Here is a 25,980-nt window from a genome sequence, read left to right as displayed (position 1 = left end):
AGGACGCGAGGAGCTCAGGCCATGACGACCAAGATCGGCGCGCATCGGTCAAAGACGCGATGGGCCGGTGTGGCGGCGCTCGCCGCCGCGCTGGGGCTCTTGATCTGGTGCCTCCGCGCTCCCACGGCCCCCGAGCCCGTTCGGGCGGCGCCGAGGGCGAGCGCGCCCGAGGCCCCGCCGAGCGCAAAACGCGCGGCGAGCGTCACCGCGGCGAGCGCCACCGCGGCAAGCACGAAGGCGTCCGCGGAGGATCCGGCCCCCCTCATCGACGAGGTCGAGGTCGAGAAGCCGGAAGTGTGCGCCGGCGAGGAGAACCTCATCGCCGTGCGCTCCCATACCACGAACGGGACAGATGAATACCTCCACACCGTCATTGGCAGGCACACGGGATCGCGGGTGCCGCTCCGCATCTGGCCCGATCTGGACGGATCGTACGCGATGCCCACGATCTCGGTGTTCGGGCGAAACAACGTGATGAGTCAGATCGAGGTTCCGAGATACAAGGTCAACGACTGCAAGCCGGAGCGGATCGTCGCCATCACCCACAGGCTCCTGCCCAACACCGCCGATGAGGTCGAGCTCACGGCGCGGATCGTGGACGTCGGGGTCAAGGACGACCCCCACGCAAGGCCGTTCAAGCCCGCGAGCTATGCCTGGGTGTTCGACGACGGCGATTCGGAGGAGACAAGGGCTCCGTTCGTGACCCACAGCTACGAGCGCCGTCGGCAAACCGCGCTCGTCTCCGAGTTTCTGCTCCGGGTGGAGGTCCGGGGCGAAGGGGGGGAGAAGCTCACCGGCCGCGCTCTGCTCCAGATCCCGAACATGGTCTTTCAGAACCTCGCCGAGCGGGGGATCGTGACCCTCGTGGCGACGCCGGCGCGCCGCTTTCCCGAGCAAGACGGCGACGGTGTGGTCCGGCAGGCCTTCCGCCTCTGGCATCACCGCGACGCGCCGGTGCGGATCGATACGGTCACGGCGGTGCGGCACTACGCGAAGGCTTCGGACAGCTCACCGCCCGAGGAGGTCTCGCTCGGGCTTGTCGAGATCCCACCGGGGCAGGGAGTCGATGTGGAGGTAAGGCTCGACGCGGTCGACGAACCGGACGTCTTCACGATCACGTACCTTCTCGAGGGGAAGACGGCGGAGGGGTACGCGGCGCGCGGGACGTTCTCGCTGATGAAGCCGCCGCCCGTGCCGACCAAGGGGTCGAGCACCCCGGTCACGGAGCCGGTCCTCCTCGCCAAGATCAAGCGGGCGCGGGAGCTCCTCGCGCAGGAGTTCGTCACCGACGAGGACATCTGGCGCCTGGAGCGAGAGGGGAAGATGGCAGATCTCGACGGCTCGCCGCCGCGCACGCCGGCGCCGTAGCCCGGTGAATACGCGAAGATCTCGCGAAGAACACGGTGACAGCGCGGGCAGCCGAGGCGACGCGATCCCTTCTCAGCTCTCCCCCTCGCCCCGCCGCAGATCCTCGAGCAGCGCCTCCACCACCCGTCCTTGTGCACCGCGCGCCGCTCCTCGCGCATCGCCGCGCCGAGCCACGTGACGCTGGCGGCCGGGCTCGGGTAGGATGGTGGACATGATGTCCACGATTCGCTCCACCGTACCCTCCTGCGCCACCATCGTCGCGCTCTTCATCCCATTTCTTCTCTGTCACTGTACCGAGCCAAGCTCGGATGGAGACAATGCCGGCAGCGCTGGTCAGGGGGGAGCGGCCTCCGGGGGAGGCGGCAGCAGCGCGACGGCCGGGAGCTCGAGCGGGGGAGGCGTATCCGTCGCAACGAGCTCGTCCTCTTCCACTTCGGAGGGTATGGGCGGCTCCGGGACGGGCGGAACGGGGGCGGGCGGAATGGGGGCGGGCGGAATGGGCGGCGCGCCGGCGTTCGAGCCCGGCTTCATCCTGGGCGCTGATATCTCCAGCGTCCAGGAGGCGGTCGATAACGGCGCGACGTACACGGACACGGATGGAAGCGAAAAAGGGATGCTCGAGCTGCTGAAGAACCATGGATTCAACTATATCCGGCTCCGGACGTTCGTGGACCCGAGCGCCTCCTATGGATATGCCTTCGGGACCGGCGGCGCTTGCGCGAAAGATGAGACCTATTGCGACAAGGACCACACGATCGAGCTCGGCAAGCAGATCAAGGCCGCAGGCATGGGGCTTCTGCTCGACCTCCATTATAGCGACACCTGGGCCGATCCTGGCAAACAGATCATCCCCGAGGCCTGGCGGAGCGCCCGGTCGATCGCCGAGATGACGGGCCTCTTGAAGGCCTACACGAAGGACGTCGTCGCCGGGCTCGTCAGCGCGGGCGCGCGCCCGGACATGGTGCAGGTCGGCAACGAGATCACGCCGGGCATGCTCATCCATGTGCCGTCCGCGAGCACAGACTGCTGGGGCAACAATTCGGTCGTCAATCCGGAAGGCCTCACCGGGCGAGCGACGAACCAGAACTGGGACAACCTGGCCGCCCTGCTCAAGGCAGGCATCGCCGGGGTCAAGGAGGTCGATGACACCATCAAGATCATGCTGCACGTCGAGAACACCGAGGACGTCAGCGGAGTCACGTGGTGGGTCAACAGCGCAAAGACGCGAGGCGTCGCCTTCGACGTCCTCGGGCTCTCCTGCTACACGGAATTTCAGGGCCAGCCTCAGGTATGGCAGAACACCTTCAATACCCTGGCCGAGACATTCCCGGATCTATCGTTCGCCATCGCGGAATACAATCCAGAGCGCACGAAGGCCAATCAGATCATGCGCGACCTGCCGGACGGCAGAGGGCTCGGGACGTTCTTCTGGGAGCCGACGCAGAGCGGTTCATGGGGCTCGTCCCTCTTCACGCAGCAGGGCGGCACGTACAGGGCCAACAGCGACGACTTCGCGGAGTTCGACGCCATCAAGGCGAGCTTCGGCCTGTAATGGAGCTCGCCGGCGACAGGCTCGGCGACGACCTCCGGTCGCTCTCGGCCAGCAACCGGCGCGCCCAGCCCACCACCGCCTCTGCGTGAGCGACAGCCTCGAAGGTCACGCGTGAACGGCCCCCGGGCGCCCCCGGGGGTCGTGATCCAGCGGCCAGCGCTGCCGCTCGTGCCCCCGCTACCGCGCCGGGGTGAGGGTCACCTTCAGCATCTGGTTCGACGCAGGATACAGATAGCCGTCATCGACGGGGCGCACCTGGTCCGTGGGATCGTCGGCGCCCATCTGCGGCCCGGCCTGGCGCGGCGCCTGGTCAGGGCCCACCCCGGGCCACTGGTTGGCCTCGGTGCCCGTGTCCCAGACCGAGACCTGGTCGGAGACATCGCCGCTCACCGGCTCACCGCTCGCGTCGAACAGCGCGATCCCCTCCTCGCTCGGCGCGAAGAACAGATCGTTCGATTGCCCCAGCATCGACGCGAAGCTCAGCCGCTCGCCGGGCCGCGCCGCCACCGTGAAGCTGAACTTCGCGCCGGGCAGCAGCGGCCCCGGCATCGAGGCGTCCACGGGCGTGTTGTAGACAAGCACCGACGAGACCCCGCTCTCGCCCCCGACCTCGGCCTCCAGCGACCCCGCGAGCGTGGTCGGGTTCCCGTCCTCGGCCAGCATTTCGAGGCCCTTGCCCCGGTCCGCCTCGCCCGACCTGAACAGGGGCGCTGCGGCCCCGTGCACCACCGCGACGCCCGGCGCCGCCGGCGAGGTCAGCCCCGCGCGGGGCATGGCCCCCTCGTGCAGCATCATCGGGTTCCCGTCCTCGGCCTGCGCCTCCAGCCCGTTGCCGGGGTTCGCCTGCCCGACCGTGAACAGCGGGCTTTCCATCGTGTGCACAACGAAGAGCCCCGGCGACAGCGGCACGGCGGCCGGCTCCCCGCCCTCGGGCATCAGCGTCCCCACCTCCGACATGTTGGTGATCCGGATCGTGAACTCATTGCCCGGCTCCGGCGTCACCGTCACCTGGATCACCTCCTCGACCGCCGGGTAGGTGTAGCCATCCTGGACCAGCCGCACCGTGCTGTCCGGGTCCGGAGCGCCCGTGTTCGCGCCGCCCTGCCGGGGCGCCTGGTTCGGCCCCGCGCCCGGCTCCTCGTTGGCCTCGCTGCCCGCGTCCCACAGCAGGATCTGGTCGGTCACGTCCCCGCTCACCGGGTTGCCCGCCTCGTCGTGGAGCGCGATCCCGGCGCCATCGGGCGCATAGAACAGGTCATTCGACTGCCCGAACATCGTCGTGAACGACAGCCTGTCGCCGGGCAGGGCGCCGACGCGGAACTCGAAGCTCTTCTCGGGGAAGAGCGGCCCGGGCACGCCCTCGCCCACGGGCGTGTTGAACACGCCGGCCACCCGGTAATCCCGCGCGGGGGTCACGTTCTCGAGGGTCACTTCGAAGCGCGTGGCCGCATCCCCGCCAGCGGCCCCGCCGGCGCCTCCCCCGCCCATGCCGCCGGCGCCGCTGGTATCGCCGCCTCCGCCATCGCTGCAAGCAGCGGCGAGGGTGAGGGACAAGGCCGACAGCGCGCGATTCCGAACCTTCATGACGATCCTCCAGAAGCGGTGAATGAGATGACGCGACCTGGATCGCCCTCGCCGCGGCAAGCCGCGTGGCAGCGATCGTTCCTTCAACACGCCCCGGAGACCGGAGCGGCCGCGGGCGCCCGCATGGCGCCCGCCTCGGCCTGCGATGGCCCGTGGCGCGTCGTTCGATGGTGCTACGCGGCCGGTGCAGGTCGGTTTCGCGCCCCTCTCACACGCCTGCACGATCGCGCTCGGGAGGAATTTTGCAACGCGTCAACGCGACGGGGTTCAGCGCTCGCTTTCTGCAGCGCGTCGTCAGGTGGCCACTCACGCCGGAGGATCGTGGCTCGACGCGCCGGCGCCCTTTACACTCGCCGCGACCGTCGCGCCATGGCGGGCGCGACCCCGACCAACACCTGACGGAGCTCCCCAGTGAACCACCCCCTCGCATTGACACCTGGCCGCGTGGCCGTGGTGACCGGCGCCGCCGGCGGCATCGGGCTCGCCGCCGCCGAGCGCTTCGCGCGCATGGGCCTGAAGGTCTGTCTCGCCGACCTCGACGGGCCGGCGCTGCACGAGGCCGCCGCGCGCGTCGCCGCCGTCGCGGCCGGCGGCGCGGCCGACGTGCGCGCGGCCCCGACCGACGTCGCCAGGCTCGAGGACGTGCAGCGCCTGAAGCAGGTCGCCTACGACGCGTTCGGCGAGGTGGCCGTCCTGATGAACAACGCCGGAGTCGGCAACGGCGCCGGACCGTGGAAGGACTACGAGCGCTGGCGCCGGCTGATCGAGGTCAATCTCTGGGGCGTGATCCACGGCGTGCACGCGTTCACGGAGGCGATGCTGGCGCAGGACACCCCTTGCGCCATCGTCAACACGGGCTCGAAGCAGGGCATCACCACCCCGCCGGGCGACGCGGCCTACAACGTCTCCAAGGCCGGCGTGAAGGTGCTGACCGAGCAGCTCGCTCACGAGCTGCGCAACGTCGCCGGCAGCAAGGTCACCGCCCACCTGCTCATCCCGGGGTACACGTTCACCGGCATGACCGCGCGAGGCCCGGAGAAGCCCGCCGAGGCGTGGACCGCCGATCAGGTGGTGGACAGGATGATCGCCGGCATGGGCCGCGGCGATTTCTACATCCTCTGTCCGGACAACGCGGTCACGCGCGAGATGGACGAGCGCCGCATCCAGTGGGCGGCCGACGACGTCATCCAGAACCGACCCGCGCTGTCGCGCTGGCACCCCGACCACGCGGACGCGTTCGCGGCGTTCATGGCGGGCAAGGCGAAGCCCTGAGGCGTCACCCCACAAAGTCGGCACACATCTCACAACAAACCCTGGATATGTAAGGGGAATCGCCGCGATGCCTGTCGACCTGGGCTCGCGCGCCGCAAGGCCTTGACAGGTCGGAACGGCTCACGCCTTACTGGCCGTTCCAGAGAGGTCATGCAGCCGCCCCGATCCCCTGCGCTCGTGCTCATCGCTGACGACAATCCACTCAACATCGAGGTGCTCTGCGGCGCGCTTGCGGGTGAGGGGCTGAATCTCGCCATGGCGGGTGACGGCGAGGAGGTGCTCGCGGTGGTCGGCCGCGAGGAGCCGGATCTGATCCTGCTCGACGCGCTCATGCCCGGCCTCGACGGCTTCGAGACCTGCAAGCGGTTGAAGGCCAACCCGGCGACGAGGGATATCCCTGTCGTGTTCATGACGGCGCTCGCCGATGAGCATTACAGGATCCAGGGCTTCAGCGTGGGCGCCGTGGACTACGTGATAAAGCCCTTCGAGAGAGGCGAGCTCCTGGCGCGCGTGCGGACCCAGCTCTCGCTCCGGAGCGCGACGCGGGCCATGAAGGAGCAGAACCTGCGGCTCTCGGAGGAGATCCGCGAGCGCGACGCCGCCGAGCGGGCCCTCGAGCGCCGCACGGCGCAGCTGTACGAGGCGAACGCGCAGCTCGCGCAGGAGCTCTCGCAGCGCGAGCAGTCCGAGGCCGCGAGGGCGGCGCTGCACGAGCAGATCATCGCCGCCCAGCGCGAGAGGCTGCGCGAGCTCTCGGCGCCGCTCATCCCGATCACCGACGGGATCCTGGTGATGCCCCTCGTCGGCACGATGGACGTCGAGCGCGCCAGGCAGGCGGTCGACACCGCGCTCCGCGGGGCGAGCGAGCGCGGCGCCGACTTCCTCATCTTCGACATCACCGGCGTGAACGTGGCCGACGAGACCGTGGCGAGCATGCTCGTGCAGGCGGCGAGGGGCCTCGGCTTGCTCGGCACGCGGGCGATCATCACGGGCATCCGCCCCGAGGTGGCGCAGGCGCTCGTGCGGCTCGCCCTCGGCCTCGGTCAGCTGGTGACCAAGGCCACCCTGCAGGCCGGCGTGGCGCACGCGCTCCGGGCGCGCGGGAGCGCGTTCGGCGCCCCCTGACGCCCCTCGAACCTCCGACGCGACGCCGACGAGGCGTCCTGCCCTCGATCAGCCGATGCCGAGAGCCGTGCAGGGCCACAGATTCGCCCGAGGAGACCAGAGACCATGATGCAGCTCGTGGATTATCTATGGGGCGAGACGCTCTATGAAGGCCTCGAGACCCGCGTCCAGCGCGCCGTCAAGAGGCCGTCGGGCGAGCGCGTGGTCGTCAAGCAGCCCGTCGCGATGACGCCGAGCTCGCGCACCGTCGGCCGGCTCCTGCACGAGCACCAGCTCCTGACCAGGCTCGCGGATGTACCCGGCGTGGCGCGCCCTCTGGCGCTCGAACAGCAGGGCGGCGGCGTGGCGCTGGTGCTGCACGACGCCGGCCTGCGCTCGCTCGACCGGGTGCTGGCCGAGCGCGGCCGGCTGCACGTCGAGGCTGCCCTGCGCCTGGCCCTGGGCGTGTGCCGCGTGCTCCAGGGCGTGCATGCGGCCGGCGTCATGCACAAGGACGTCAAGCCGCAGAACATCCTGGTCAATGAGACCTGGACCGAGGTCGTGCTCGTCGACTTCGGCATCGCCTCGGAGCTGGCCCAGGAGGCGACCGAGGCGAGCCTGCCCGACGCGCTGGAAGGGACCCTCGCCTACATCTCGCCGGAGCAAACCGGGCGCACGGCCCGCGGGCTGGACGCTCGCACGGATCTGTACTCGCTGGGCGTGCTGCTGTTCGAGGCGCTGGCGGGACGGCGGCCGTTTCTCGACAAGGACCCGCTCGCGCTGGTGCATGCGCACCTGGCCAAGGCGCCGCCCGCGCTCGACGAGCTGCGCCTCGCCGAAGGCGTGCCCAGCGCCGTGGCGCGGCTCGTCGAGCGCTGTCTCGAGAAGCACCCCGAGCAGCGCTATCAGACGGCCAAGGGCCTCGCCTCGGACCTCGAGCGGGCGCTCGCGGCGTGGACCGAGCGCGGCCACATCGAGCCATTTGCCCTGGGACAGAGGGACTTCTCGCCCAAGCTCTCGCTCCCGCAGACCCTGGTGAGCCGCGACGAGGAGAGCCGGGAGATCGCCGCGGCCTTCGAGCGCGCTGCGGGTGGGGCGGTCGAGGTGCTGCTGCTCGCAGGCCCATCGGGGGTGGGCAAGACGGCCCTTGTGCGCTCGGTCTACCGCGAGATCGCCAGGGCGGGCCGGGGGCTGCTCCTCGCGGGCAAGCACGATCAGCTCGGGCGCTCCGTCCCGTATGCCGCGCTCGCCCAGGCCTTCTCGGGCCTCTTGAACAACCTGACCGCCAGTCCCAGGCCCGTGTTCGAGTCGTGGCGCGCGCGCATCGACCGAGCGCTGGGCCCGAACGCGCGGGTGATCGCCGACCTGGTGCCGGAGCTGGAATGGCTGATGGGCGCGCTCGCGCCGGTGCCCGAGGTGCCGACGGAGATGGCGTACAACCGGCTCAAGCTGAGCTGGATCGACTTCGTGCGGGCCGTGACCGACGCGTCGCCGCCGCTGGTGCTGTTCCTCGACGACATGCAGTGGGTGGACCCCGCGTCGCTGGAGCTGCTCAAGGTGCTCTTGACGGACGTGGGGCGCAAGCACCTGCTCCTGATCGCAGCCTATCGGGACAACGAGGCGGAGCCGGGCCACCCGCTATGGACGCTCGTGGAGGCGGTGTCGGCGAGCGGCGTGACGACGCCGCGGCTGACCGTGGGGCCGCTCTCCGAGGCGTCGGTGGCGCAGTGGCTCACGCTCGCGCTGTCCGCCGAGCCCGAGCGGGTCAAACCGCTGGCCGGCGCGCTGCATCGCAAGACGCACGGCAATCCCTTCTTCCTGGGGCAGCTCCTGCTGGAGCTCCATCGTCAGAAGCGCGTGCGGCGCGATCTGGAAGACGGCGCGTGGCAATGGGATCAGGACGCGGTGGAGCGCGCGGCGGTCACCGACAACGTCGTGGATCTCGTGCTCCGCAAGGTGGTGGAGCTGCCCGCGAGCACGCAGGACGTCCTGGGACAGGCGGCGTGTGCGGGCCACAGCTTCTCGTTCGAGGAGCTGACGGTGCTCTCGGGCAAGGAGCCAGCCGAGGTCGGGGCCGTCCTGTGGCCCGCGGTGCTCGCGGGGCTGGTGCTCCCCAGCGATGGGCATTACCGAGAGGCGCAGGCGCTGGCGCAATCGCTGGCGCACCTGAGCCGCGATCTCGAGGCGCGCTACAGGTTTCTGCACGACCGCGTACAGCAGGCGTTCTACGAACGGATCCCGCCGGAGCAGCGAGCGAGGACCCACCTCGCGATCGGCCGGAGGCTCCGGGCGGTGTTCGAGCGCCAGGGGGGCTCGAACCAGAGGCAGCTGGAGATGGTGAGGCACCTGAACCTGGGGGCCGCGGCGCTCGAGAGCGAGGGGGAGCGCAAGGAGCTGGCGAAGCTGAACCTGCGAGGAGCGAGGGCAGCGAAGGCGAACGGCTCCTACAAGCTGCAAGCGACACTGGTGGAGCAAGCGCAGCGGCTCCTGGGAGAGCGCGCGTGGGAGGACGAGCCGCAGCTGTCGGTGGAGATGGCGCTCGAGCGCATCGAGGCGGACTACATGCTGCGCGCGTTCGACGAGGTGCACTGTGGAGCGCAGGCGCTGCTCGAGCGGCCGCTGCCCGCGCTGCCGAGGCTCGCGGCGCAGGAGCTGCGCGTGCGCGCGTTTCGCGCCGCCGGGCAGCTCCGAGAAGGAGAGCGCCTCGGGCTCCTGGCGCTCGCGGAGCAGGGCATCCACTACCCCGAGAGCAACGAGGCGTGCATCGCTCAGATAAAGCAGCTGCTCGGGGAGTGCAATGCATGGCTCGACCAGCACCCCGAGGGCTTCACCAGGATGCCCGCCGATCCCTCCCCCGAGCATTCGCTCTGCGATGCTCTCGAGGCCGCCATGGGGCTGTGCGCCGTGATCGGCACTCGCCCCGCCACCTTTGCCCTCGCGGCGGTGCGCAACACGCACCAGGCGATGAAGCGGGGGGCGCTGACGTCCGCGGCGCCGTTCTTCATCGGGATACTCGCCCACGCGCCATCGGCCTTCCTCGGAGATTACCGCGGAAGCGTGCGCTGGACGCGGGAGGGAGAGCAGGCGGCGATACGCCTCGCCTCGCCCTTTTTCCCGGAGTGCTCCTTCATTCGAGGGCTGTATGTGCCCCACGAGTCTCCCGTGGAGCAGAGCCGGGCCTGCTATCAAGCCGCGCTGCGCGCGGCGACCGTCTCCGGCTCCTTCGTGGGCACCAGCTACGGCCTGCTCGGCGAGCTCTATTACGTGGATCTGTGGGGAGGACGCCCGCTCGACCAGGTGGCGAAGCGGGAGGAGACGCAGCGAGACCTGATGGCGCGGGCCGGCGATGCCCACGGACGGCAATTCTTCGCGCTGGTCGCAGACTACGCCGCCTTTCTCCGCGCCGCGACGCGTCCCAGGCCCACCCCCGAGCAGGACTGGCTCACCGAGAGCTCGCGCTCTTTCCTCGCGAGGGGCAATGGGCTCGTGGCCGAGCTGGCGCGCATCCTGGAGGTGCACCTGTTCCTTTCGTTCGGCGAGCACACGCGGGCCCTCGAGCACGCCGAGGAAGCCGAGCGCTTCCGTCCTGCCGTCTACGGGACTCCCTCCGTGACGGACATCCCGCTCTGGCGGGGGCTCGCCGCCGCGAAGTGCTGCGTGTCCACGCGCCCGCAAGCGGATACACGCCCGCAAGCGGATACGCGCCCGCAAGCGGATACGCGCCCGCAAGCGGATACACGCCCGCAAGCGGAGCGCGCACGGCTCCTGGCCACGCTGGACCACGCCATCGAGCGCTTTCGCACCTTCACCGAGGGGTGCGCGGAGAACTTCGGCCACAAGCTGCGGCTGCTCGAGGCCGAGCGCGCCCGCCTCGACGGCCGCACCGACGACGCGCTCTCGGCCTACGACGACGCCATCGAGCAGGCCCACGCGCAGGGCTTCCTGCACATCGAGGCCCTCGCCGCCCAGCTCTGCGCCGACTTCCATCTCTCGGCGAACCGCGAGCGCCTCGCGGCCCACTACCTGCGCCAGGCCTGCGACGCCTATGCCCGCTGGGGCGCGCTCGCCCTGGTCGCCCACCTCCACGAGCAGCATCCGACCTTGCTCCCGGGCCCCGCGGCGGCCCTCGCCGCCGAGCGCGCCCCCACGACGGCCTCCATCAACACGACCGACACGACCGGCAACGCGGCGCTCGACGTCGCCACCACCGTCCGCGTCACCCAGGCCCTGTCGAGCGAGCTCGTCCTCGGCGCCCTCATCGGCCGCATCCTGCGCCTGCTCGCCGAGAACGCCGGCGCCGAGCGCGCCGTGCTCGCCCTGGTCCAGGGCGGCGCGCTGCGCGTCGAGGCCGAGCTCGCCCTCGATCCCGAGCGCCTCGCGCTCGACTTGAACGAGCCCATCGGCGCCTCCGCCCGGCTCCCCAGCTCGGTTGTGCAGTACGTCGAGCGCAGCAAGGTGCCGGTGGTGCTCGGCCAGGCCGTCACCGACCCTCGCTTCGACACCGATCCTTATCTGCGATCCCGGAGGCCGCCCTCGTTGCTCGCCGTCCCCCTGGTCCACCAGGGGCGTCTCTCGGGCGTGATGTACCTCGAGCATGCGCACGCGGTCGACGCGTTCCCCCAGGCGCGGATCGAGCTCTGCGCGCTGCTGGCCTCCCAGGCCGCCACCGCCGTCGAGAACGCCACCCTCTACGCCGAGGTGCGGAGCAAGACCGAGGCGCTCCAGGCGGCCAACGCGCACCTCGAGCAAGAGGTCGAAGAGCGCACCCGAGAGCTGCGGGCCGCCAAGGAAGCGGCGGACGCCGCCAACCAGGCCAAGAGCACCTTCCTGGCCCACATGAGCCATGAGCTGCGCACCCCGCTCAATGGCATCCTCGGCTATGCCCAGATCCTCGAGCATTCGACCTCGCTCTCGCCGGCGGAGAGGAGCGGAGTCCAGACCATCCGCCGCTCGGGCGAGCACCTGTTGACGCTGATCAACGATGTCCTCGACCTGGCCAAGATCGAGGCCGGCAGGATGGATCTGACCCCGAGGGAGGTCCAGTTCCCCGCGCTCCTCGGCACCGTGACCGATCTCTGCCGCGTGCGGGCCGAGTCCAAGGGGCTCGCGTTCTCCTCGCGGGTCTCCGGGCCGCCGCTCTCCCACGTCCACGCCGACGACAAGCGCCTGCTCCAGGTGCTGCTCAACCTGCTGAGCAACGCCATCAAGTTCACCGAGCGCGGCCGCGTCAGCCTCCAGGTCGATGTGCTGGAGGGGAGCGGGCCCGAGCGCACCGTGCGCTTTCGAGTCGAGGACAGCGGTCCGGGCATCGCGCCAGAGCACCTGTTGCGCATCTTCGAGCCGTTCGAGCAGGTCGGCAGCGAGGTGGCCCGCGCCGAGGGGACGGGGCTCGGCCTGACCATCACCCGACAGATCGTCGAGCGGATGGGCGGCCGCATCGAGGTGCAAAGCCGGCTCGGCGAGGGCAGCGTCTTCACGGTGACGCTGCGCCTGACCGAGGCGCGACCTCCCGCGAGCGCCGCGGGCGCGGCGCTCGGGTGGGAGCAGATCACCGGCTATGAAGGCGAGCGGCGTCGCGTGCTCGTGGTGGACGACCACGCCGACAACCGCGCCGTGCTGCGCGATCTGCTGGTGCCGCGCGGCTTTCTGGTCCTGGAGGCGGAGGGCGGCGAGGCGGCGCTGGAGCTCGCGGCCGAGCACACGCCGGCCCTGGTCGTGATGGATCTGGCGATGCCGGGAATGGACGGCTACGAGGTCACCCGGCGCCTGCGACAGCTCCCCGCGCTCGCGCGGACCGTCGTCCTCGCCTCATCGGCGAGCGTCGCCGGGGGCGAGCTCGAGCGAAGCCGGGAGGCCGGGTGCGACGATCTTCTTCCCAAGCCAGTCGAGGCGGGGGCGCTGCTCGATCGGATGGAGCGCTCGCTGGGGCTCTCCTGGATCCGCGAGGAGCGGCGGGGACCGCTCCCCTCGCCGGCCGCCCTCACCGAGCCCGAGCTCGCCGCGCTGCCCCGTCCGCAGCCCGACGATCTGGCGCGGCTCCTGGATCTGTCGAGCCGAGGGAGGGTCCTCGAGTTGATCGAGGAAGCGAAACGGTTGCAAGAAAAGGACGAGCAGCTGAGACCGTGGCTGGCGCGGCTCTCCGCGCTGGCGAAGAGCTTTCAGTTCAAGGCGGTTCGCGCGCTGCTCGTCGACAGCCGCCGAGAGCCACCGATCTGAAAACAGCGCGCGGCGCGCCCGTCGGTGCCGCACGGTCGACTCGACCCCGACCTGTCGGGTCGGTATAGTCGCGGCATGGTCCGTCGCGCCGCGCCCCTCGCACTCGACACCAGCCCCACCTTGCGAACCTGGAAAGTCGAGGATCTCATCAAAAAGATCGTCGAGGGACGGCTCACAACACCGTTTTTTCAGCGGCCGCTCAAATGGGACGACGCCGATCGGGTCGCGCTGTTCGACAGTATTCGACGGGGTTTTCCCATCGGTACGCTCCTCTTGCGCCAGCGCCCCGCCGACGGCAAATCTGCGCGCCTCGGTTCGCTGGAGCTGTCGGCGCCTCAGGACGGCAACGTCTTCGAGATCGTGGATGGGCAGCAGCGGGTACATACCCTGGCGGCCGCCGCGCTGTTGCCGAACGACGGCGAGCTGCGGCCGATCTATTATGATCTGGAGACGTTCACCTTCGGCGTCGTCCCGAGGAGCCGGAGGAAGCTCCCGGATCACTGGTTGATGGTGGCCACCGCAATCGACGTGACCAAGCTCGTGGAGTGGCTCGTAAACGTCGGCCTCCCCAAGAAGCAGCGCAGCGAGGCCATCGCCGTTGGAAAGCGCCTGCGAGAGTACGACGTCCCGAGCTATATTCTCGAGACGGATGACGTCGCGATCGCCCGCGAGGTCTTCCGCCGCACGAACCAGAGAGGACGCGATCTCACGGAGAGCGAGGTCTTCGATGCCTTCTTCGCCACGCGCGGGGCGCAGGGCCAGCTCAGCCTGGCCGGCGTCGGACGCGCGATTGCCAAGACGGGCTTCGGGGCGATCGACGTCGAGACCATTCGGCGCTCCGTGCTCACCATCCTGGGCAAAGATCCGCTCCGCGCCACGGCCACCGATCTTGACAAGAATGACGTGAAGAGGGTGCTCCCACAGGCTCGCGCAGCGCTGGAGCGCGCGGTCGAAATGATGCGAGGAGCGGGCTTTATGCATGTCCGCATCGTACCTTACACTCTGACATTCGTGATGCTTGCCGCCTTCTTTCACAGGTTTCCCGAGGTGCAGCCACGGACACGCACCCTCCTTCGGCGCTGGATCTGGCGCGGCGCCCTCAACGCCCAGCATCGCGGCGAACGGTCGCCGCTCCGCGCCGCGCTGCGGGCTATCCGGGACCTCGCCGAGAGCGAGGCGGCGGCGGAGCTGGCGCGGCAGGCCGCCGAGGCAAAGCCTATCGTCTGGGGCGACGGTGTTCGCAATCCGGCCCGGCTCGACTATGCCGCCCCGCGCATTCTCTGTGCCGCCATGGCGCGCCTCGATCCTGTCGACGTTCGGGACGGGACCCCGCTCGACGTGAGTCGCCTCTTCCGCGACGAAGAAGAGCCTTTCGCGGTCCTCGCCCCGGACGTGAAAGGTCCGCTCGGCCAGAGCCTGGCCAACCGGCTGTTGCATCCGCCCGTCGAAGCCGGCGAGCTCCTCGCCGCACTGGCCGTGCTTCCAGCGAACGCGTGGGAGAGCCACGCGATCGACGCCTCGATCCTCGACGCCCTCGCGCGCGGCCACAACGACGAAGCGCTCGAACGGCGTGCGAAGCTGCTCGCGGAGAAGCTCGGGGCCGTGCTCGATGCGCGGGCCGAATGGAAGCAGAATGATCGGCCTTCGATCGATGCGCTCCTCGAGGGAGCGGCTGAATGAACACGGTTCTCGATGTCCATCTCGGCCCTATCGCCGTGGGGACGATCGAGCTGTCCTCGTCGGGGGAGCGGATCTTCCGCTTCTCCGGTGCCTACCTCGACTTGCCGACTTTCGAGAGCGTCGCTGCGCTGCTGCACGCGGTTGACCCGGGTTGCTCGCGCGAGTTCATCCGTCGCCTCGTGTTCATGATCTTGAGTGGAACCGAGGACGCTCACCTCAAGAACTGGGCGCTCCTGTATGACGACGAGGGCGTGCGCGCCCGCCTCTCGCCCGCCTATGACCTGCTCTGCACCATCGCCTACCAGGGCAATTCGTCACCGCGGCTCGCGCTGCGAATCGCTGGACAGCATGACGCTCGCCAGCTCACGGGCCAGAGCTTCGCCGCCATCGCGGAGAAGCTTGGTGAACGCTTCGACACCGTCCTTGCATGGATCGTCGAGGACGTGGAGCGCATGCGTGCTTGCTACGCGAGCGATAGCGCGCACTGGCCGTTGCCGTTGGTCGCGCGCGAAGCCCTGGACAGGCACCTCGATAGCCTCCCGCTCGCGTCGGGACGCGCCCGCTGACGCGCGCTCGCCAAATAGCCGATCCTGAACCGTCAACGAGCGCGCTGGGCACCGGCCGCAGGCTCGCGGGAGCGCGCGGGCACGGGGAAAGGGCCTCCAGGCTGGGGCACGCCGCTGCTCTCGGGGAAAGCGCAATGATTCTGAGTCGATGCTCGGCTCACGGCGCATTTCTTGGTACCCCGCTGCGCGTTCGGATAGCTTGCCAGGGGCCGCCGAATGTTTTCAAACGCCACGCCCTGCGCCGCTCTGGCGGTTCCCCTGCACGATGAGCGGGGCGTCGACGTCGTTGTTCTCCTGGTCAAGGCCACCTATGGCAAGCGCGGCCCCGGGCTCGCGCTCCTGGACGAGCAGGCTCCCGTTCGATTGAGCGACGTCCCCACCGACGAGGGCGCTGTCCGCGAGGGGCGCGAGTCGAGCATTCGTTATCCCGGCGACGTCTCGTGCGAGAAGCCGGGGGCCGACGTCGTGATCGTCGGCAGCGCGGTCTCCACGAGGGCCGTCACGAGTCTCGACGTCGCCGTGCGCGCGCCGGGGCGGTCGATGTCGCTCACCGTGCACGGCGAGCGGGTCTTCTACGAGAGCGGCCTCGGCATCAAGATCTCCCCGGCCGCGCGGTTCGAGCGCGCCGCGATCACCTACGAGCGCGCCTATGGCGGCAAGTCGAAGGACGGCACCGTCGTGGACTGGCACAACCCCGTGGGGCGCGGCGTCCATAAGTCGGCCTCGGAGCTCGACGGGGCTCCGGCCCCGTGCATCGAGGATCCCGCTTACCCGATCACGGACACCGACCCGACGGCGCCCGCCGGATTCGGCGCCATCCCGATGTGGTGGCTGCCGCGACGGGCGCTGTCCGGCACGATGGACGCGGCCTGGCAGCGCGAGCGGATGCCGCTGCCGCCGCTCGATTTCGACAGGCGATTCCATCACGTCGCCCACCCCGGTTTGCAGCTGGATCGGCCGCTCGCGGCGGGCGACGTCATCGCCACGCACGGGCTGTGTCCCGAGGGATTGTTCGACGTCACCATCCCCGATCTCCCGCTCGTCGCGCACCTCCGCCGGACGATGGGGCCGCCTGTGTCCCTGAAGCTCGTGCTCGACACGGCCATTCTCGAGCCCGACGCGGCGCGCGTCGAGCTCACGTACCGGCGCGTCGTCCCCCTCGGCCGGGGGGACACGCTGCTCCGGGAGGCGCGGCTCGATGTCGACGCGTGACGCCCTGCTGCGCGCCCTGCCCGCCGACAGCCGGCTCCCCGAGGCGCTCCGCGCGCCCATCGAGGGGGTCTCGCTCGGGCACTACCTCATCGTGGAGGCGGCGCGGCTCGACGGCCTCCCCGTGCCCGCCGTGCTGGCGTGGCTCGACGTCCCGCAACGCGCGTTCGCCCGCGCCGAGGAGCTCTGGAGCGAGCGCGTGTCCGACGCGCTCGCGTGCGACGACGAGCGCTTCGACGCGCTGTACGAGGACGCGCTCGGCTGGGCGCTCTCGCTCTGGGCGCGGCCCGTCGATCCGCTCGACCGCGACATCGGCGCCTGGATGACGTTCCAGCGCCACGCGCTCGATGCCATCGACCCGGGCGAGCTCGCCCGCCGCGCCGGGCTCACCCCGGGCGACGAGCTGCGCCTCGCGCGCCTCTGGCGTGCGCGCCTGGCCGATCCCGAGGTCCTCGCCCTGGCCGAGGCGGCGATGTCCGGCCCGCTCGCGCCCCTGCCCGCGGTCGCCGTGTCCCCCTTCGTCTTTCCGCCGGCGCCGGTGCCGGTAGAAGAGCGCCCGTGATCAACCAGGCAGAGCTCCAGCTCGAAGGGCTCGACGGCGCCGAGATCGTCCGGGTCAGCGGGCGTGAGGCCATGAACGAGCTCGGCGCGTTCGTTGTCGAGGCGCTGCTCCCCGACCCGCACCTCGACACGGCGGCGCTCGTCGACAGGGACGCGGTCCTCGGGCTGGCCGACGCGAGCGGCTTCACGACGACATTCCACCTCGTCGCGCTCGAGGTGTCCCACGAGGGCCATTCGCGGGGCAAGGACCGCTATCGCATCACGCTCGGGCCGCCCGCCGAGCGGCTCGCCCTGCGCGTGGGCCACGCCATCTTCCAGGACAGGACCACCCAGGAGATCGTGGCCGAGCTCCTGCTCCGCGCGGGCTTCCCCGCCTCGCAGGTGAAGTGGCGCCTCGCCGGGCAGTACGCGAAGCGCGACTACACGGTGCAATACGGAGAGAGCGAGTGGGCGTTCATCGCGCGCCTGCTCGCCGACGAGGGGATCAACGCCTGGTTCGATCGCGACGACGACACGCCGCTCCTCGTCTTCGGGGATCACCCGAGCTCCCATGAAGGGATCGAGGGGCCGAGCCCCGTCGTGCCCTTCGAGGACGCGAGCGGCAGGACCACGATGGCGCTGGCGTTCCACGCGCTGCGGCGGAGCTGGTCGATCGTCTCGACCCGGGCGAGCCTGCGCGACATCAACGTGCAGAACCCCGATGTCCCCGTGGACGGCGACGCGGGCGAAGGCGCGCTGGAGGTCTTCGAGTACCCATCGGGCCTCGTGAACCCGAAGGCGGCGGCCGCGCGGGCCCAGGTCCGCCTCGAGCAGCTCCGCCGCCATCGCTCGACGCTCGTGGGCGAGAGCGGCACCGCGCGCCTCCGCGCCGGGCGGGTCGTGCAGATCACCGGCGCCGCGGACGCGTGCTTCTCGGGCCGGTTCCTGATCACCGCCGTGGAGCACGAGCTCGTTCAGGCCTCGCGGGAGCAGCCCCGCGGCGCGCCGTACAGGAGCCGCGCCACCCTCGTCCCCTTCGCCCCGGAGGCCCCGTATCGGCCCGAGATCCCGCGCTCGCGCCCCGTCGTGTCGGGGATCGAGAGCGCGATCGTCACCGGCCCCGCGGGGGACGAGATCCACGTCGACGACCTCGGCCGGATCAAGGTGCGCTTCTTCTGGGACCGCTCGGGCGTCGGCGACGACAAGAGCTCGCGCTGGGTCCGGACGCTGCAGATGAACCTGACGGCGCCGCAGATGTTGCCCCGCGTTGGCTGGGAGGTCCCCGTGGTGTACGAGAACGGCGACCCCGATCGGCCGTTCGTCCTCGGGCGCATCTACAACGGCGGGGCCGCCCCGCCCTACGCGCTGCCCGACCGGTGCGCGACGAGCACGCTGCAATCGGCCACCTCGCCGGGCGGCGGGACGACGAACGAGATCCGGATGGGCGACGACGGCGGGAGCGAGCAGACCTTCGTTCATGCGACGAAGGATCAGACGGTATCGGTCGGCGGCTCGCATTCGATCGAGGTCGGGGCGAACCGGCTGGATACCGTCCAGAAAGGGCAGCAGCTCCTCGTCGACGGCGGGCAGACGACGACGATCGGGGGCAATCAATCGATCATCGTGGGCGCGGACGGGAACCTCGTCGTCAAGGGGGCGCGCTCGGAGAGCATCGGCGGCAACGAGACCCTCGGCGTGACTGGCACCTACAAGACGGCCGTGGACGGCGCGATCGTCGAGCAGATAGGCGCCCTCTACAGCCTGCGCTGCAACGAGTACAACACGAAGGTCCAGGGGGCCTTCACGCAGGTCATCGGCGCGGCGCTCTCCACGACCGCGGGGCTCGGGAGCAACCAGTCGGTGGCGGGCGCGCGGACCGAGCTCGTGAGCGGCGTCCGCAGCTTCACGGCCGCCCTCGCCTACGCCGACGGGACCACGGGTCGAAAGAGCATCACCGCCGGGGCCGCGAACGAGACCGCGAACGCCAAGGTGGCCTTCAACGCGGGCGCCCGGGCGACCCTCCAGGCGGGCGGTGTCCTGTCGATCGAGGCCGGGGGCAAGCTCGTGTTCGAGGCGGGCACGATCTCGGTCAAGGCGGCGACGCTCACGGCGAACGGGGGGAGCACGATGAAGCTCGCGGGAGCGCTGAAGTCGTCGTCCACGGTCAAGCTCGACGCGCCGTCGGTCAAGAAGAACGACAAGGTCAAGGTGGGGCCGTGAGGGCCGCGTTCGAGCTGACCGTCGAGGGCGCCCCGCCGCTCGCGGTCCAGTCGTTCGACGCCTTCGAGCGCACCCACGTCGGCGGCAGCGTGCGTGTCCTCGCGCGCGTCGCTCCCGGGCGGGACGAGGCGCTCGTCCCCGACGAGCTGCTCGGCAAGAAGGCGACGCTCGAGATCACGCCGAAGGACGCGCTGCGCGACGTGGCGCGGCGGTTCCACGGGGTCGTCGATGCCATCGAGGCCTCGGGGGTCGGCGCGCTCTTGACGATCGTCCCGCGCCTCATGCCGCTCGAGGACGGGTCGGATCACCGCATCTTCCTGGAGAAGGACGCGGTGACCCTCGCCGAGGAGCTGCTGCTCGAGGCGGGCCTCACCCTCGACATCCGCGTGCCGGCCCGGCCGGAGCCACGGATCCAGTGCGTCCAGGCGTTCGAGTCGGTGCTCGCGTTCGTGCGGCGGATCCTCGCCGAAGAGGGGATATCGCTCTGGGTCGAGCACCAGGAGTCCGAGGACGTCGTGGTGCTCGGTCAGGACACGTCGGCCTGCCACGATCTCCCGGGCGGGGCGCGCCTCCGGGTGGTGCAGGACGGCGGGATGACGACCGGCGAGGTGGTCACCGAGGTGCGGTTGATCCATCGGGTGACGCACGACGGGGTGGCGGTCTCCGATTACGATCCTGACCGACCCACCGTCGATCAGGCGGCGTCGGTGGGCGAGCAGCGCTTTCAGCGGTTCGCGTACCCTGGGCGCCATCGGTCGCCCGAGGCGGGCGCTGCGCGGGCGCAGCTCCTCCTGGAGGAGGAGCAGACCGAGGGCGTGCTCCTCCGGGCGCGCACGACCTGCCGGCACGTCGCGGTGGGGTTCATCGTGGAGCTCGAGGACGCGCCGCGGGACGACGAGAACGGGCGGTTCCGGATCCTGGAGGTGCGGCATCGGGGCAGCGATTTCGCCGCGAATGGCCCGGGCGATCTGCGCTACGAGGCCGAGTTCATGGCGGTCCCCGCGGCGCGGCCCGTGCGGCCGAGGCGACAGCCGGCGAAGGGGCTGGGCGGGCTGCAGACGATGACGATCATGGGGCCGCCGGGCGCCGAGATGCACACCGACGCGCAGGGGCGGGTCAAGGCGCGCTTCCGCTGGGATCGCCTCTCGCCGGAGGACGACACGGCGAGCGCGTGGATCCGGCCGGTGCAGCCGCCGCTGAGCGGCGGGTTCTTCCTGCCGCGGGCCGGCTGGGAGGTGCTCGTCGGGTTCATGAACGATCCTGCGCCGACGGGGGATACCCCGCTGGAGCTCGGGCGCCTCGACAACGGGCAAGCGCCCCCGGCCGAGAGCCTGCCGGGCCAGAAGGTGCGGTCCAACTGGGGGACGCAGAGCACCGGGGGGAGCGGCAAGCAGAACCAGATCCGGTTCGACGACGCCGCGGGCAACGAGGGAATGCACCTCGCCGCGTCGAAGGACGCGACCGAGAGGACCGAGAACGACAAGGTCGTCCGCGTCACGGCGGACGAGGAGAACATCGTCGGGGGCAACCACACGAGCACGGTGACGCTGCAGCAGGTGACGGCGGTCACGTCCGGACAGACGTACTCGGTGGGCGGCAATCGCGACGTGACGACCACGGGCGTGCTCGGGATCTTCGCCGCGAGCGAGAGCGTCAGCGTGGGCGCCACGCGGAAGCTGACGGTGGGGGGCGACTACGAGATGAAGGCGGCGACGCTGAGCCGCATCGTCGGGGCCGCGGAGAACGTCGTCGCGATCCAGAGCACGAACCGGCATGTGACCGGCGCCTCGACCGTCGCCGTGGGCGGCACGTGGGCCGAGATAGGCGGCCTCACGGCGTCGATGGGCGTGCTCGGCGCCAGCACGCTGACCGCCGGCGGCCCCCTCACCGTGAGCGCGAAGAACGTGTCGATCAACGCGTCGGTGCTCTCGGAGAGCTACGCCGGGATGTACCGGGCGCACGCCGGGGCGGATTTCACGGTCGGGGCACCTGTCATCAAGCTCAAGGCGGGCGGGGCCATCCGGGCCAAGGGCGCCGACGTGTCGTTCAAGGCGAAGACGAGGATCGTGCTCAAGGCGGGCGGCGTCACGGTCACGATCACGCCGGCGTCGATCACGGTGAAGGGGAAGCTCAAGGGCGACTCGACGAGCGTCGTGACGACGAAGGAGGAGGTCAAATGAGCTCTGCGAGGACGATGAAGCGGGCCGGCAAGGTGGTGAATCTCGGCCACCGCACGGAGACAGCGCCGCCGCTGGGAGGCGGCGCCCATTTCGCGAAGCTGCTGAGGAAGCTCGCCGAAGGGCGGTACGAGGCCTCGCTCTTCGGCGGCGAGCCCATCGAGGTGGGCGTCCTGCCCGACGTGGATCTCGAGCTCGCCGACAGGTGCCTCGCCGAGCAGGGCATCGTCCTCGTGGGCATGGCCGGCGGCGACGCGGTGATCTTCGGCGCGCTCCAGACGAGGGAGCGCACGGCGGAGGAGGTCGTCGTGGAGGCGCCGCGGCGGCTTGTGCTCCGGGCAGGCAAATCGAGGCTGGAGCTGTCGGCCGACGGCCGCGTGAAGCTGTCGGCCGACGCCGTGACGGTGGACGCTCCGCGCGAGGTGCGGCTGGCGAGCGCGCACGTCGAGATCCCCTAGATGAGCCCGCCGGAGCGACCATGAGCAGCGTCGGCAAGAAGGAGATCGCCACAAAGAAGAGCGGCCACGGCGCGGTCGCCCCGGGCGCGATCAGCCCGGTCAGCCCGCCGGCGCCCCCCGTCCCGACGCCCTTCGTGTACACGGCGCGCACCGCCAACAAGAGCGGGACCGAGCACAACTCAAGCTACTGGATCTGGGACACGCAGGCGCTTGTCGAGGGCAGCCAGATGGACGTCGACCCGCCCGCGAACGCGCCGTCGAAGACCGCCGGCGGCGACCTCGTGACGCACGCCGACACGAAGATCGCCGTCATGCGGACCGGCTCGATGGTCGTGAAGGCGGCCGGCAAGAACGTGTGCGGCACGGGCGATCTCGTGAACATGAACGTCCTGACCGCCCAGCAGCAGATCGCCCAGATGGTCGTTCCCCTGCTGAACAAGGTCGATTTTGCGCGGGCGTCGAAGTCGACCGCGAAGGCGCACGCGGTCAACGAGGAGTACTATCGAGCGTTCCACCCGGAGCGCGCGAACCAGACGAACGTCGGCGATCCGATCGACGTCGGCACCGGCTTCGTCGTCGACGACGGCGCCGACCTGACCTTGCCGGGCCCGATCGAGCTCGTATGGCGGCGGACGTACTCGTCCGGCTATCCCAAGCGGCGGACGGCGCTCGGCAAGGGCGGCTGGGTGCACTCCTTCGAGCAGTGGGTGCAGCCGGGCGAGCAGGTGATCCGGCTCCACGACGCCGAGGGGCTGCCGGTCGACTTCGCGGTCCCCGCGCCGGACGAGGCCAGCTTTCACCGCGGCCGGCGGCTCGAGCTCCGCGCGGCCGGCAAGCGCTACCTGATCCGGAGCCTGGACGACCGGCTCGTCCGCGAGTTCAGCGCGCTGCCGGACGGCCGCTTCGCGCTGGTCTCGATCACCGACCCGTACGGCCACAGGATCGAGCTCGAGTACCGCGGGAGCGTGCTCGCGCGCATGACCGACAGCTGCGGTCGCGACGTCCGCGTGATGAGCGACGAGCGAGACCGGGTGGTCCGGGTCGAGGTCTGGGCGCGCGCCCCGGGGAGCGAGGAGGCGCCCGCGCTGCAGACCTGGTTCGATTACGACTATCACGTCGAGGGCACGCTCGCGTCGCACACAAATGCGCTCTCGCACATCAAGCGATGGGAATACGACGGCCTGCACCGGATGGTGAAGACGACCGCGCGCAACGGCATCTCGTTCCAGTACGAGTACGACGAGGAGACAGGCCGGTGCGTGCGGACCTGGGGCGACGGGGGCTTGCACGACGTCCGCCTGACGACCGACGACGACACGGGCGAGGTGCGGACCCACGGCACGAGCCGCGCGCGGCGATATCACGTGAAGGACGGCATCGTGGTGCGCGAGGAGACGTTCGACGGCGGCTGGGCGTCGGAGCGCGGGCGCGACGAGGACGGACTCCTGATCCGCCGGGGCAACGCCGCCGGCGAGGCGATGACGTACGAGCACGACACGCGCGGGAACCTTGTGAAGGAGACCGACCCCGCGGGCAACGTCACCGCGTGGGAGATCGAGGGCGACGCGCCGGTGCGGCGGGTCGACGCGGCGGGCCTGGAGACGCGCTACGGGTACGACGACCGCGGCGCGCTTGTGAGCGTCACGCTCCCGACCGGCGCGTCTTTCAGCCTGGCGCGCGACACGGACGGGCGCGTCGCCGGCGCCTTTGGCCCGAACGGCACGCTCGCGACGTTCACCTACGACGAGCACGGGAACGTCGCGTCCGAGACCTCGGGGCGCGGCGAGACGACCTGGTTCCACCACGACGCGCTCGGCAGGCCCGTGGCGCGGGTCGAGGCGTCGGGCCAGGTCACGCACACCGAGCGCGATCGGCTCGGCCAGGTGCTGGCCAGGGTGCGGGCCGACGGGACGCGCCTGGCGGTGACGTATGATCCGGTGGGAAACGTCACGAGCACGACCGACGCGGCCGGCAGGACCACCCGCTTCGAGTACAGCGGAACAGGGCACCTGGCGAAGATCGTCCCGCCGGACGGGCAGGTGGTCGCCCTCCTGCATGACGCCGACGAGCGCCCGGTCGAGATCATCAACGCGCTGCTCGAGCGCTATCGCCTGGAGTACGACCGCGCCGATCGCGTTGTGTCGGAGCGGACCTTCGATGGCCGGCTGATCACGTACCGCCACGATCGCGGGGGGCGGGTCACCCGGATCGACTATCCCGACGGCGAGTGGCGGGAATTCGGCTACGACAAGCTCGGAAATGTCGTGGAGGACCGCGGGCCCGACGTGCAGATCACGTTCGAGCGGGACGCGCTCGGGCGGATCGTGCGCGCGGTCTGCGCCGACGCGACGGCGAAGGTGGTGACGGAGCTCGAGCGGGACAGGCTGGGACAGGTCATCGCCGAGCACCAGGACGGGCGCACCGTCCGGTATGAGTACGACGCCTGCGGCCGGCGCACGGCGCGCGTCGCGCCGGGAGGCGAGCGGACGGAGTACCGCTATGACGACGACGATCTGCTCGTGGGGATCACGCACGAGGGACGAGCGATATCCATTGAGCGCGACGGGGAGGGCCAGGAGCGGCGCCGCGACTTCGGCGCATGGCGGATCGATCAGGACCGCGACGTCCTGGGGCGGCTCGTGCAGCAGCAGGTGATCTCCACGGGGGCGGCGGGCGCCGCACGGCTGGCCGTGAGGCGGCGGTATGATTACGACACGGCAGGCCGCCTGACGTCGGTGAGCGACGGGCCTGACGGCCAGGGCGGCGCCACAACGACGTACCGCTACGATCGCGCGGATCAGCTGCTGGAGGCGGCGAGCGGCAAGCGCCGGGAGGCGTTCGCGTACGACCCCACGGGCTCGCTCGTCGGCGCGGTGCGCGGCGCTGGATCACCGGATCTCGCGCAACGCTGGTCGCTCGGCCCGGGGAACGTGCTGAGAGCGGCGGGCGGCGCGCGCTATCTTCACGACGGTCGCGGCCGGCGTATCCAGCGCATCGAGAAAGACGGGGCCGGTGGCGGCGGCGAGAGGGTGACGCTCTACGGGTGGGACACAAAGGATCGGCTCAGGGAGGTCGTCCTCCCCGACGGCAGGCGGGTGCGCTTCACGTACGACGCCTTTGGCCGGCGGGTCCGGAAGACCGTGCTCTCTGCATGGGACGGCGCGGCCCTCGACGCGGCCCTGGCGGGCGGCGCGAGCGGAGGCGCCCCGGTGGAAGCGTCGATCGATTTCCGGTGGGACGGCGACGTCGTCTGCGAGGAGAGACACGTCACGGCGCAGGGGGAGCGAGCCCGGGTGCACGTCCACGATCCGGGCAGCTTCACGCCGCTGCTCCAGGTCGAGCAGGGCACGGTCTTCGGCGTCGTCGTCAACCAGGTCGGCACGCCGACGGAGCTCGTGGACGAGCGCGGGCGCGTGGCGTGGCGGGCGCAGCACGGCGCGTGGGGTGACGTCGTGTCGGTCGAGCGGGATCCGCACACGTTGCCCGTGGAGAGCCCGTTCCGGCTCCTCGGCCAGGTCGCGGACGACGAGACGGGCCTGTGCTCGACGAGGTTCCGGTACTTCGAGCCGGCCCGCGGGAGATGGCTCTCGCCGGATCCCATCAACGTCCATGGCGGGTTGAACCTGATGGCGTTCGGCGGGGCGCCAACCCAAACGTTGGATCCTCTGGGTCTGGCGTATGATCCCTGGCAGCCGCACTCCGCCGGCACAAGCGACTGGAACGACGGGAAAGGCACGCACTTCTACACCGGCAATCCGGGCGTCGAGCTGGGCGTCCGGACCGACGGCAGGGGCAACGTCACCTTCGAGCGGGTGACCGGCACGGAGAGGAGGCCCGGACCGGTGCAGGATCAGATCAACGCCGCGAACGAGCGGCTGAGGACCGACGCGAGCTGGCGATGGCAGCTGCTCCGGAACCTCACCGAGGGCATCCAGCGCGCCTCGACAGGGACCCCGAACGACAGGGCCCTGGCCGCGAGGATGGAGCAGGTCAGGGCCGCTCTGGCGAGGCTCATCGCCCACAAGGGCCACTGA

The 25,980-nt window shown here is 70.5% G+C and carries 15 protein-coding genes; 13 read left to right on the top strand and 2 right to left on the bottom strand.

Annotation, left to right across the window (positions count from 1 at the left end; genetic code table 11):
- The first annotated feature begins 21 nt into the window (after positions 1-21).
- Positions 22-1,368: a hypothetical protein gene (locus tag WME75_RS16905; protein WP_437492012.1), complete on the top strand. Its 1,347-nt coding sequence runs from the start codon at positions 22-24 to the stop codon at positions 1,366-1,368.
- A gap of 72 nt (positions 1,369-1,440) precedes the next feature.
- Here WME75_RS16905 and WME75_RS16900 read toward each other — a convergent pair whose 3' ends face one another.
- A complete protein-coding gene (locus WME75_RS16900) occupies positions 1,441-1,638 on the bottom strand; it encodes a hypothetical protein (RefSeq protein WP_437492010.1) in 198 nt (65 codons plus the stop codon).
- Between the two features lie 172 nt (positions 1,639-1,810).
- Between WME75_RS16900 and WME75_RS16895 the strand changes: the two genes are divergently transcribed.
- Entirely contained in the window at positions 1,811-2,920 is a 1,110-nt protein-coding gene (locus WME75_RS16895) for a glycosyl hydrolase 53 family protein (RefSeq protein ID WP_437492008.1), read from the top strand.
- A gap of 177 nt (positions 2,921-3,097) precedes the next feature.
- Here the strand turns inward: WME75_RS16895 and WME75_RS16890 are convergent, their stop codons facing one another.
- Positions 3,098-4,504, bottom strand: coding sequence for a spondin domain-containing protein (locus WME75_RS16890; protein ID WP_437492007.1), 1,407 nt, complete (start codon positions 4,502-4,504; stop codon positions 3,098-3,100).
- A 411-nt stretch (positions 4,505-4,915) separates the two neighbouring features.
- On the opposite strand from WME75_RS16890, the gene WME75_RS16885 reads away from it, so the two are divergent.
- From WME75_RS16885 to WME75_RS16835, 11 genes are all read left to right on the top strand, one after another.
- Positions 4,916-5,776, top strand: a complete 861-nt coding sequence (locus WME75_RS16885; protein ID WP_437492005.1) for an SDR family NAD(P)-dependent oxidoreductase — start codon at positions 4,916-4,918, stop codon at positions 5,774-5,776.
- A gap of 150 nt (positions 5,777-5,926) precedes the next feature.
- The gene (locus WME75_RS16880) at positions 5,927-6,901 is read left to right on the top strand and encodes a response regulator (protein WP_437492003.1); all 975 of its coding nucleotides are present in this window, start codon (positions 5,927-5,929) and stop codon (positions 6,899-6,901) included.
- A gap of 105 nt (positions 6,902-7,006) precedes the next feature.
- A complete protein-coding gene (locus WME75_RS16875) occupies positions 7,007-13,096 on the top strand; it encodes an AAA family ATPase (RefSeq protein ID WP_437492001.1) in 6,090 nt (2,029 codons plus the stop codon).
- Positions 13,097-13,171: 75 nt separating this feature from the next.
- Positions 13,172-14,776 (top strand): DUF262 domain-containing protein, encoded by a 1,605-nt coding sequence (locus WME75_RS16870; RefSeq protein WP_437491999.1) that lies wholly within the window; start codon positions 13,172-13,174, stop codon positions 14,774-14,776.
- Positions 14,773-15,342, top strand: a complete 570-nt coding sequence (locus WME75_RS16865; protein ID WP_437491998.1) for a HipA domain-containing protein — start codon at positions 14,773-14,775, stop codon at positions 15,340-15,342. Before WME75_RS16870 ends, WME75_RS16865 begins: the two co-directional genes overlap by 4 nt.
- Positions 15,343-15,558: 216 nt before the next feature.
- Positions 15,559-16,554 (top strand): DUF2169 family type VI secretion system accessory protein, encoded by a 996-nt coding sequence (locus WME75_RS16860; protein ID WP_437491996.1) that lies wholly within the window; start codon positions 15,559-15,561, stop codon positions 16,552-16,554.
- The gene (locus WME75_RS16855; protein ID WP_437491994.1) at positions 16,541-17,113 is read left to right on the top strand and encodes a hypothetical protein; all 573 of its coding nucleotides are present in this window, start codon (positions 16,541-16,543) and stop codon (positions 17,111-17,113) included. The genes WME75_RS16860 and WME75_RS16855 overlap by 14 nt, the downstream gene beginning before the upstream one ends.
- On the top strand, positions 17,110-19,311 hold the full coding sequence (locus tag WME75_RS16850; protein ID WP_437491992.1) for a type VI secretion system Vgr family protein: 2,202 nt from the start codon (positions 17,110-17,112) through the stop codon (positions 19,309-19,311). Before WME75_RS16855 ends, WME75_RS16850 begins: the two co-directional genes overlap by 4 nt.
- Positions 19,308-21,491, top strand: coding sequence for a type VI secretion system Vgr family protein (locus WME75_RS16845; RefSeq protein ID WP_437491990.1), 2,184 nt, complete (start codon positions 19,308-19,310; stop codon positions 21,489-21,491). The genes WME75_RS16850 and WME75_RS16845 overlap by 4 nt, the downstream gene beginning before the upstream one ends.
- Positions 21,488-21,946, top strand: coding sequence for a hypothetical protein (locus tag WME75_RS16840; protein WP_437491988.1), 459 nt, complete (start codon positions 21,488-21,490; stop codon positions 21,944-21,946). The genes WME75_RS16845 and WME75_RS16840 overlap by 4 nt, the downstream gene beginning before the upstream one ends.
- Positions 21,947-21,966: 20 nt before the next feature.
- A complete protein-coding gene (locus WME75_RS16835; protein ID WP_437491986.1) occupies positions 21,967-25,980 on the top strand; it encodes a DUF6531 domain-containing protein in 4,014 nt (1,337 codons plus the stop codon).

Source organism: Sorangium sp. So ce1014 (assembly GCF_051521505.1).
Taxonomy (GTDB): Bacteria; Myxococcota_A; Polyangia; order Polyangiales; family Polyangiaceae; genus Sorangium.
This window is presented reverse-complemented; position numbering and strand designations above follow the sequence as displayed.

Coding starts and splice junctions, on each gene's coding strand:
- WME75_RS16905 (WP_437492012.1), top strand. CDS start 22: ATGACGACCAAGATCGGCGCGCATCGGTCAAAGACGCGATGGGCCGGT.
- WME75_RS16900 (WP_437492010.1), bottom strand. CDS start 1,638: ATGAAGAGCGCGACGATGGTGGCGCAGGAGGGTACGGTGGAGCGAATC.
- WME75_RS16895 (WP_437492008.1), top strand. CDS start 1,811: ATGGGCGGCTCCGGGACGGGCGGAACGGGGGCGGGCGGAATGGGGGCG.
- WME75_RS16890 (WP_437492007.1), bottom strand. CDS start 4,504: ATGAAGGTTCGGAATCGCGCGCTGTCGGCCTTGTCCCTCACCCTCGCC.
- WME75_RS16880 (WP_437492003.1), top strand. CDS start 5,927: ATGCAGCCGCCCCGATCCCCTGCGCTCGTGCTCATCGCTGACGACAAT.
- WME75_RS16875 (WP_437492001.1), top strand. CDS start 7,007: ATGATGCAGCTCGTGGATTATCTATGGGGCGAGACGCTCTATGAAGGC.
- WME75_RS16870 (WP_437491999.1), top strand. CDS start 13,172: ATGGTCCGTCGCGCCGCGCCCCTCGCACTCGACACCAGCCCCACCTTG.
- WME75_RS16865 (WP_437491998.1), top strand. CDS start 14,773: ATGAACACGGTTCTCGATGTCCATCTCGGCCCTATCGCCGTGGGGACG.
- WME75_RS16860 (WP_437491996.1), top strand. CDS start 15,559: ATGTTTTCAAACGCCACGCCCTGCGCCGCTCTGGCGGTTCCCCTGCAC.
- WME75_RS16855 (WP_437491994.1), top strand. CDS start 16,541: ATGTCGACGCGTGACGCCCTGCTGCGCGCCCTGCCCGCCGACAGCCGG.
- WME75_RS16840 (WP_437491988.1), top strand. CDS start 21,488: ATGAGCTCTGCGAGGACGATGAAGCGGGCCGGCAAGGTGGTGAATCTC.
- WME75_RS16835 (WP_437491986.1), top strand. CDS start 21,967: ATGAGCAGCGTCGGCAAGAAGGAGATCGCCACAAAGAAGAGCGGCCAC.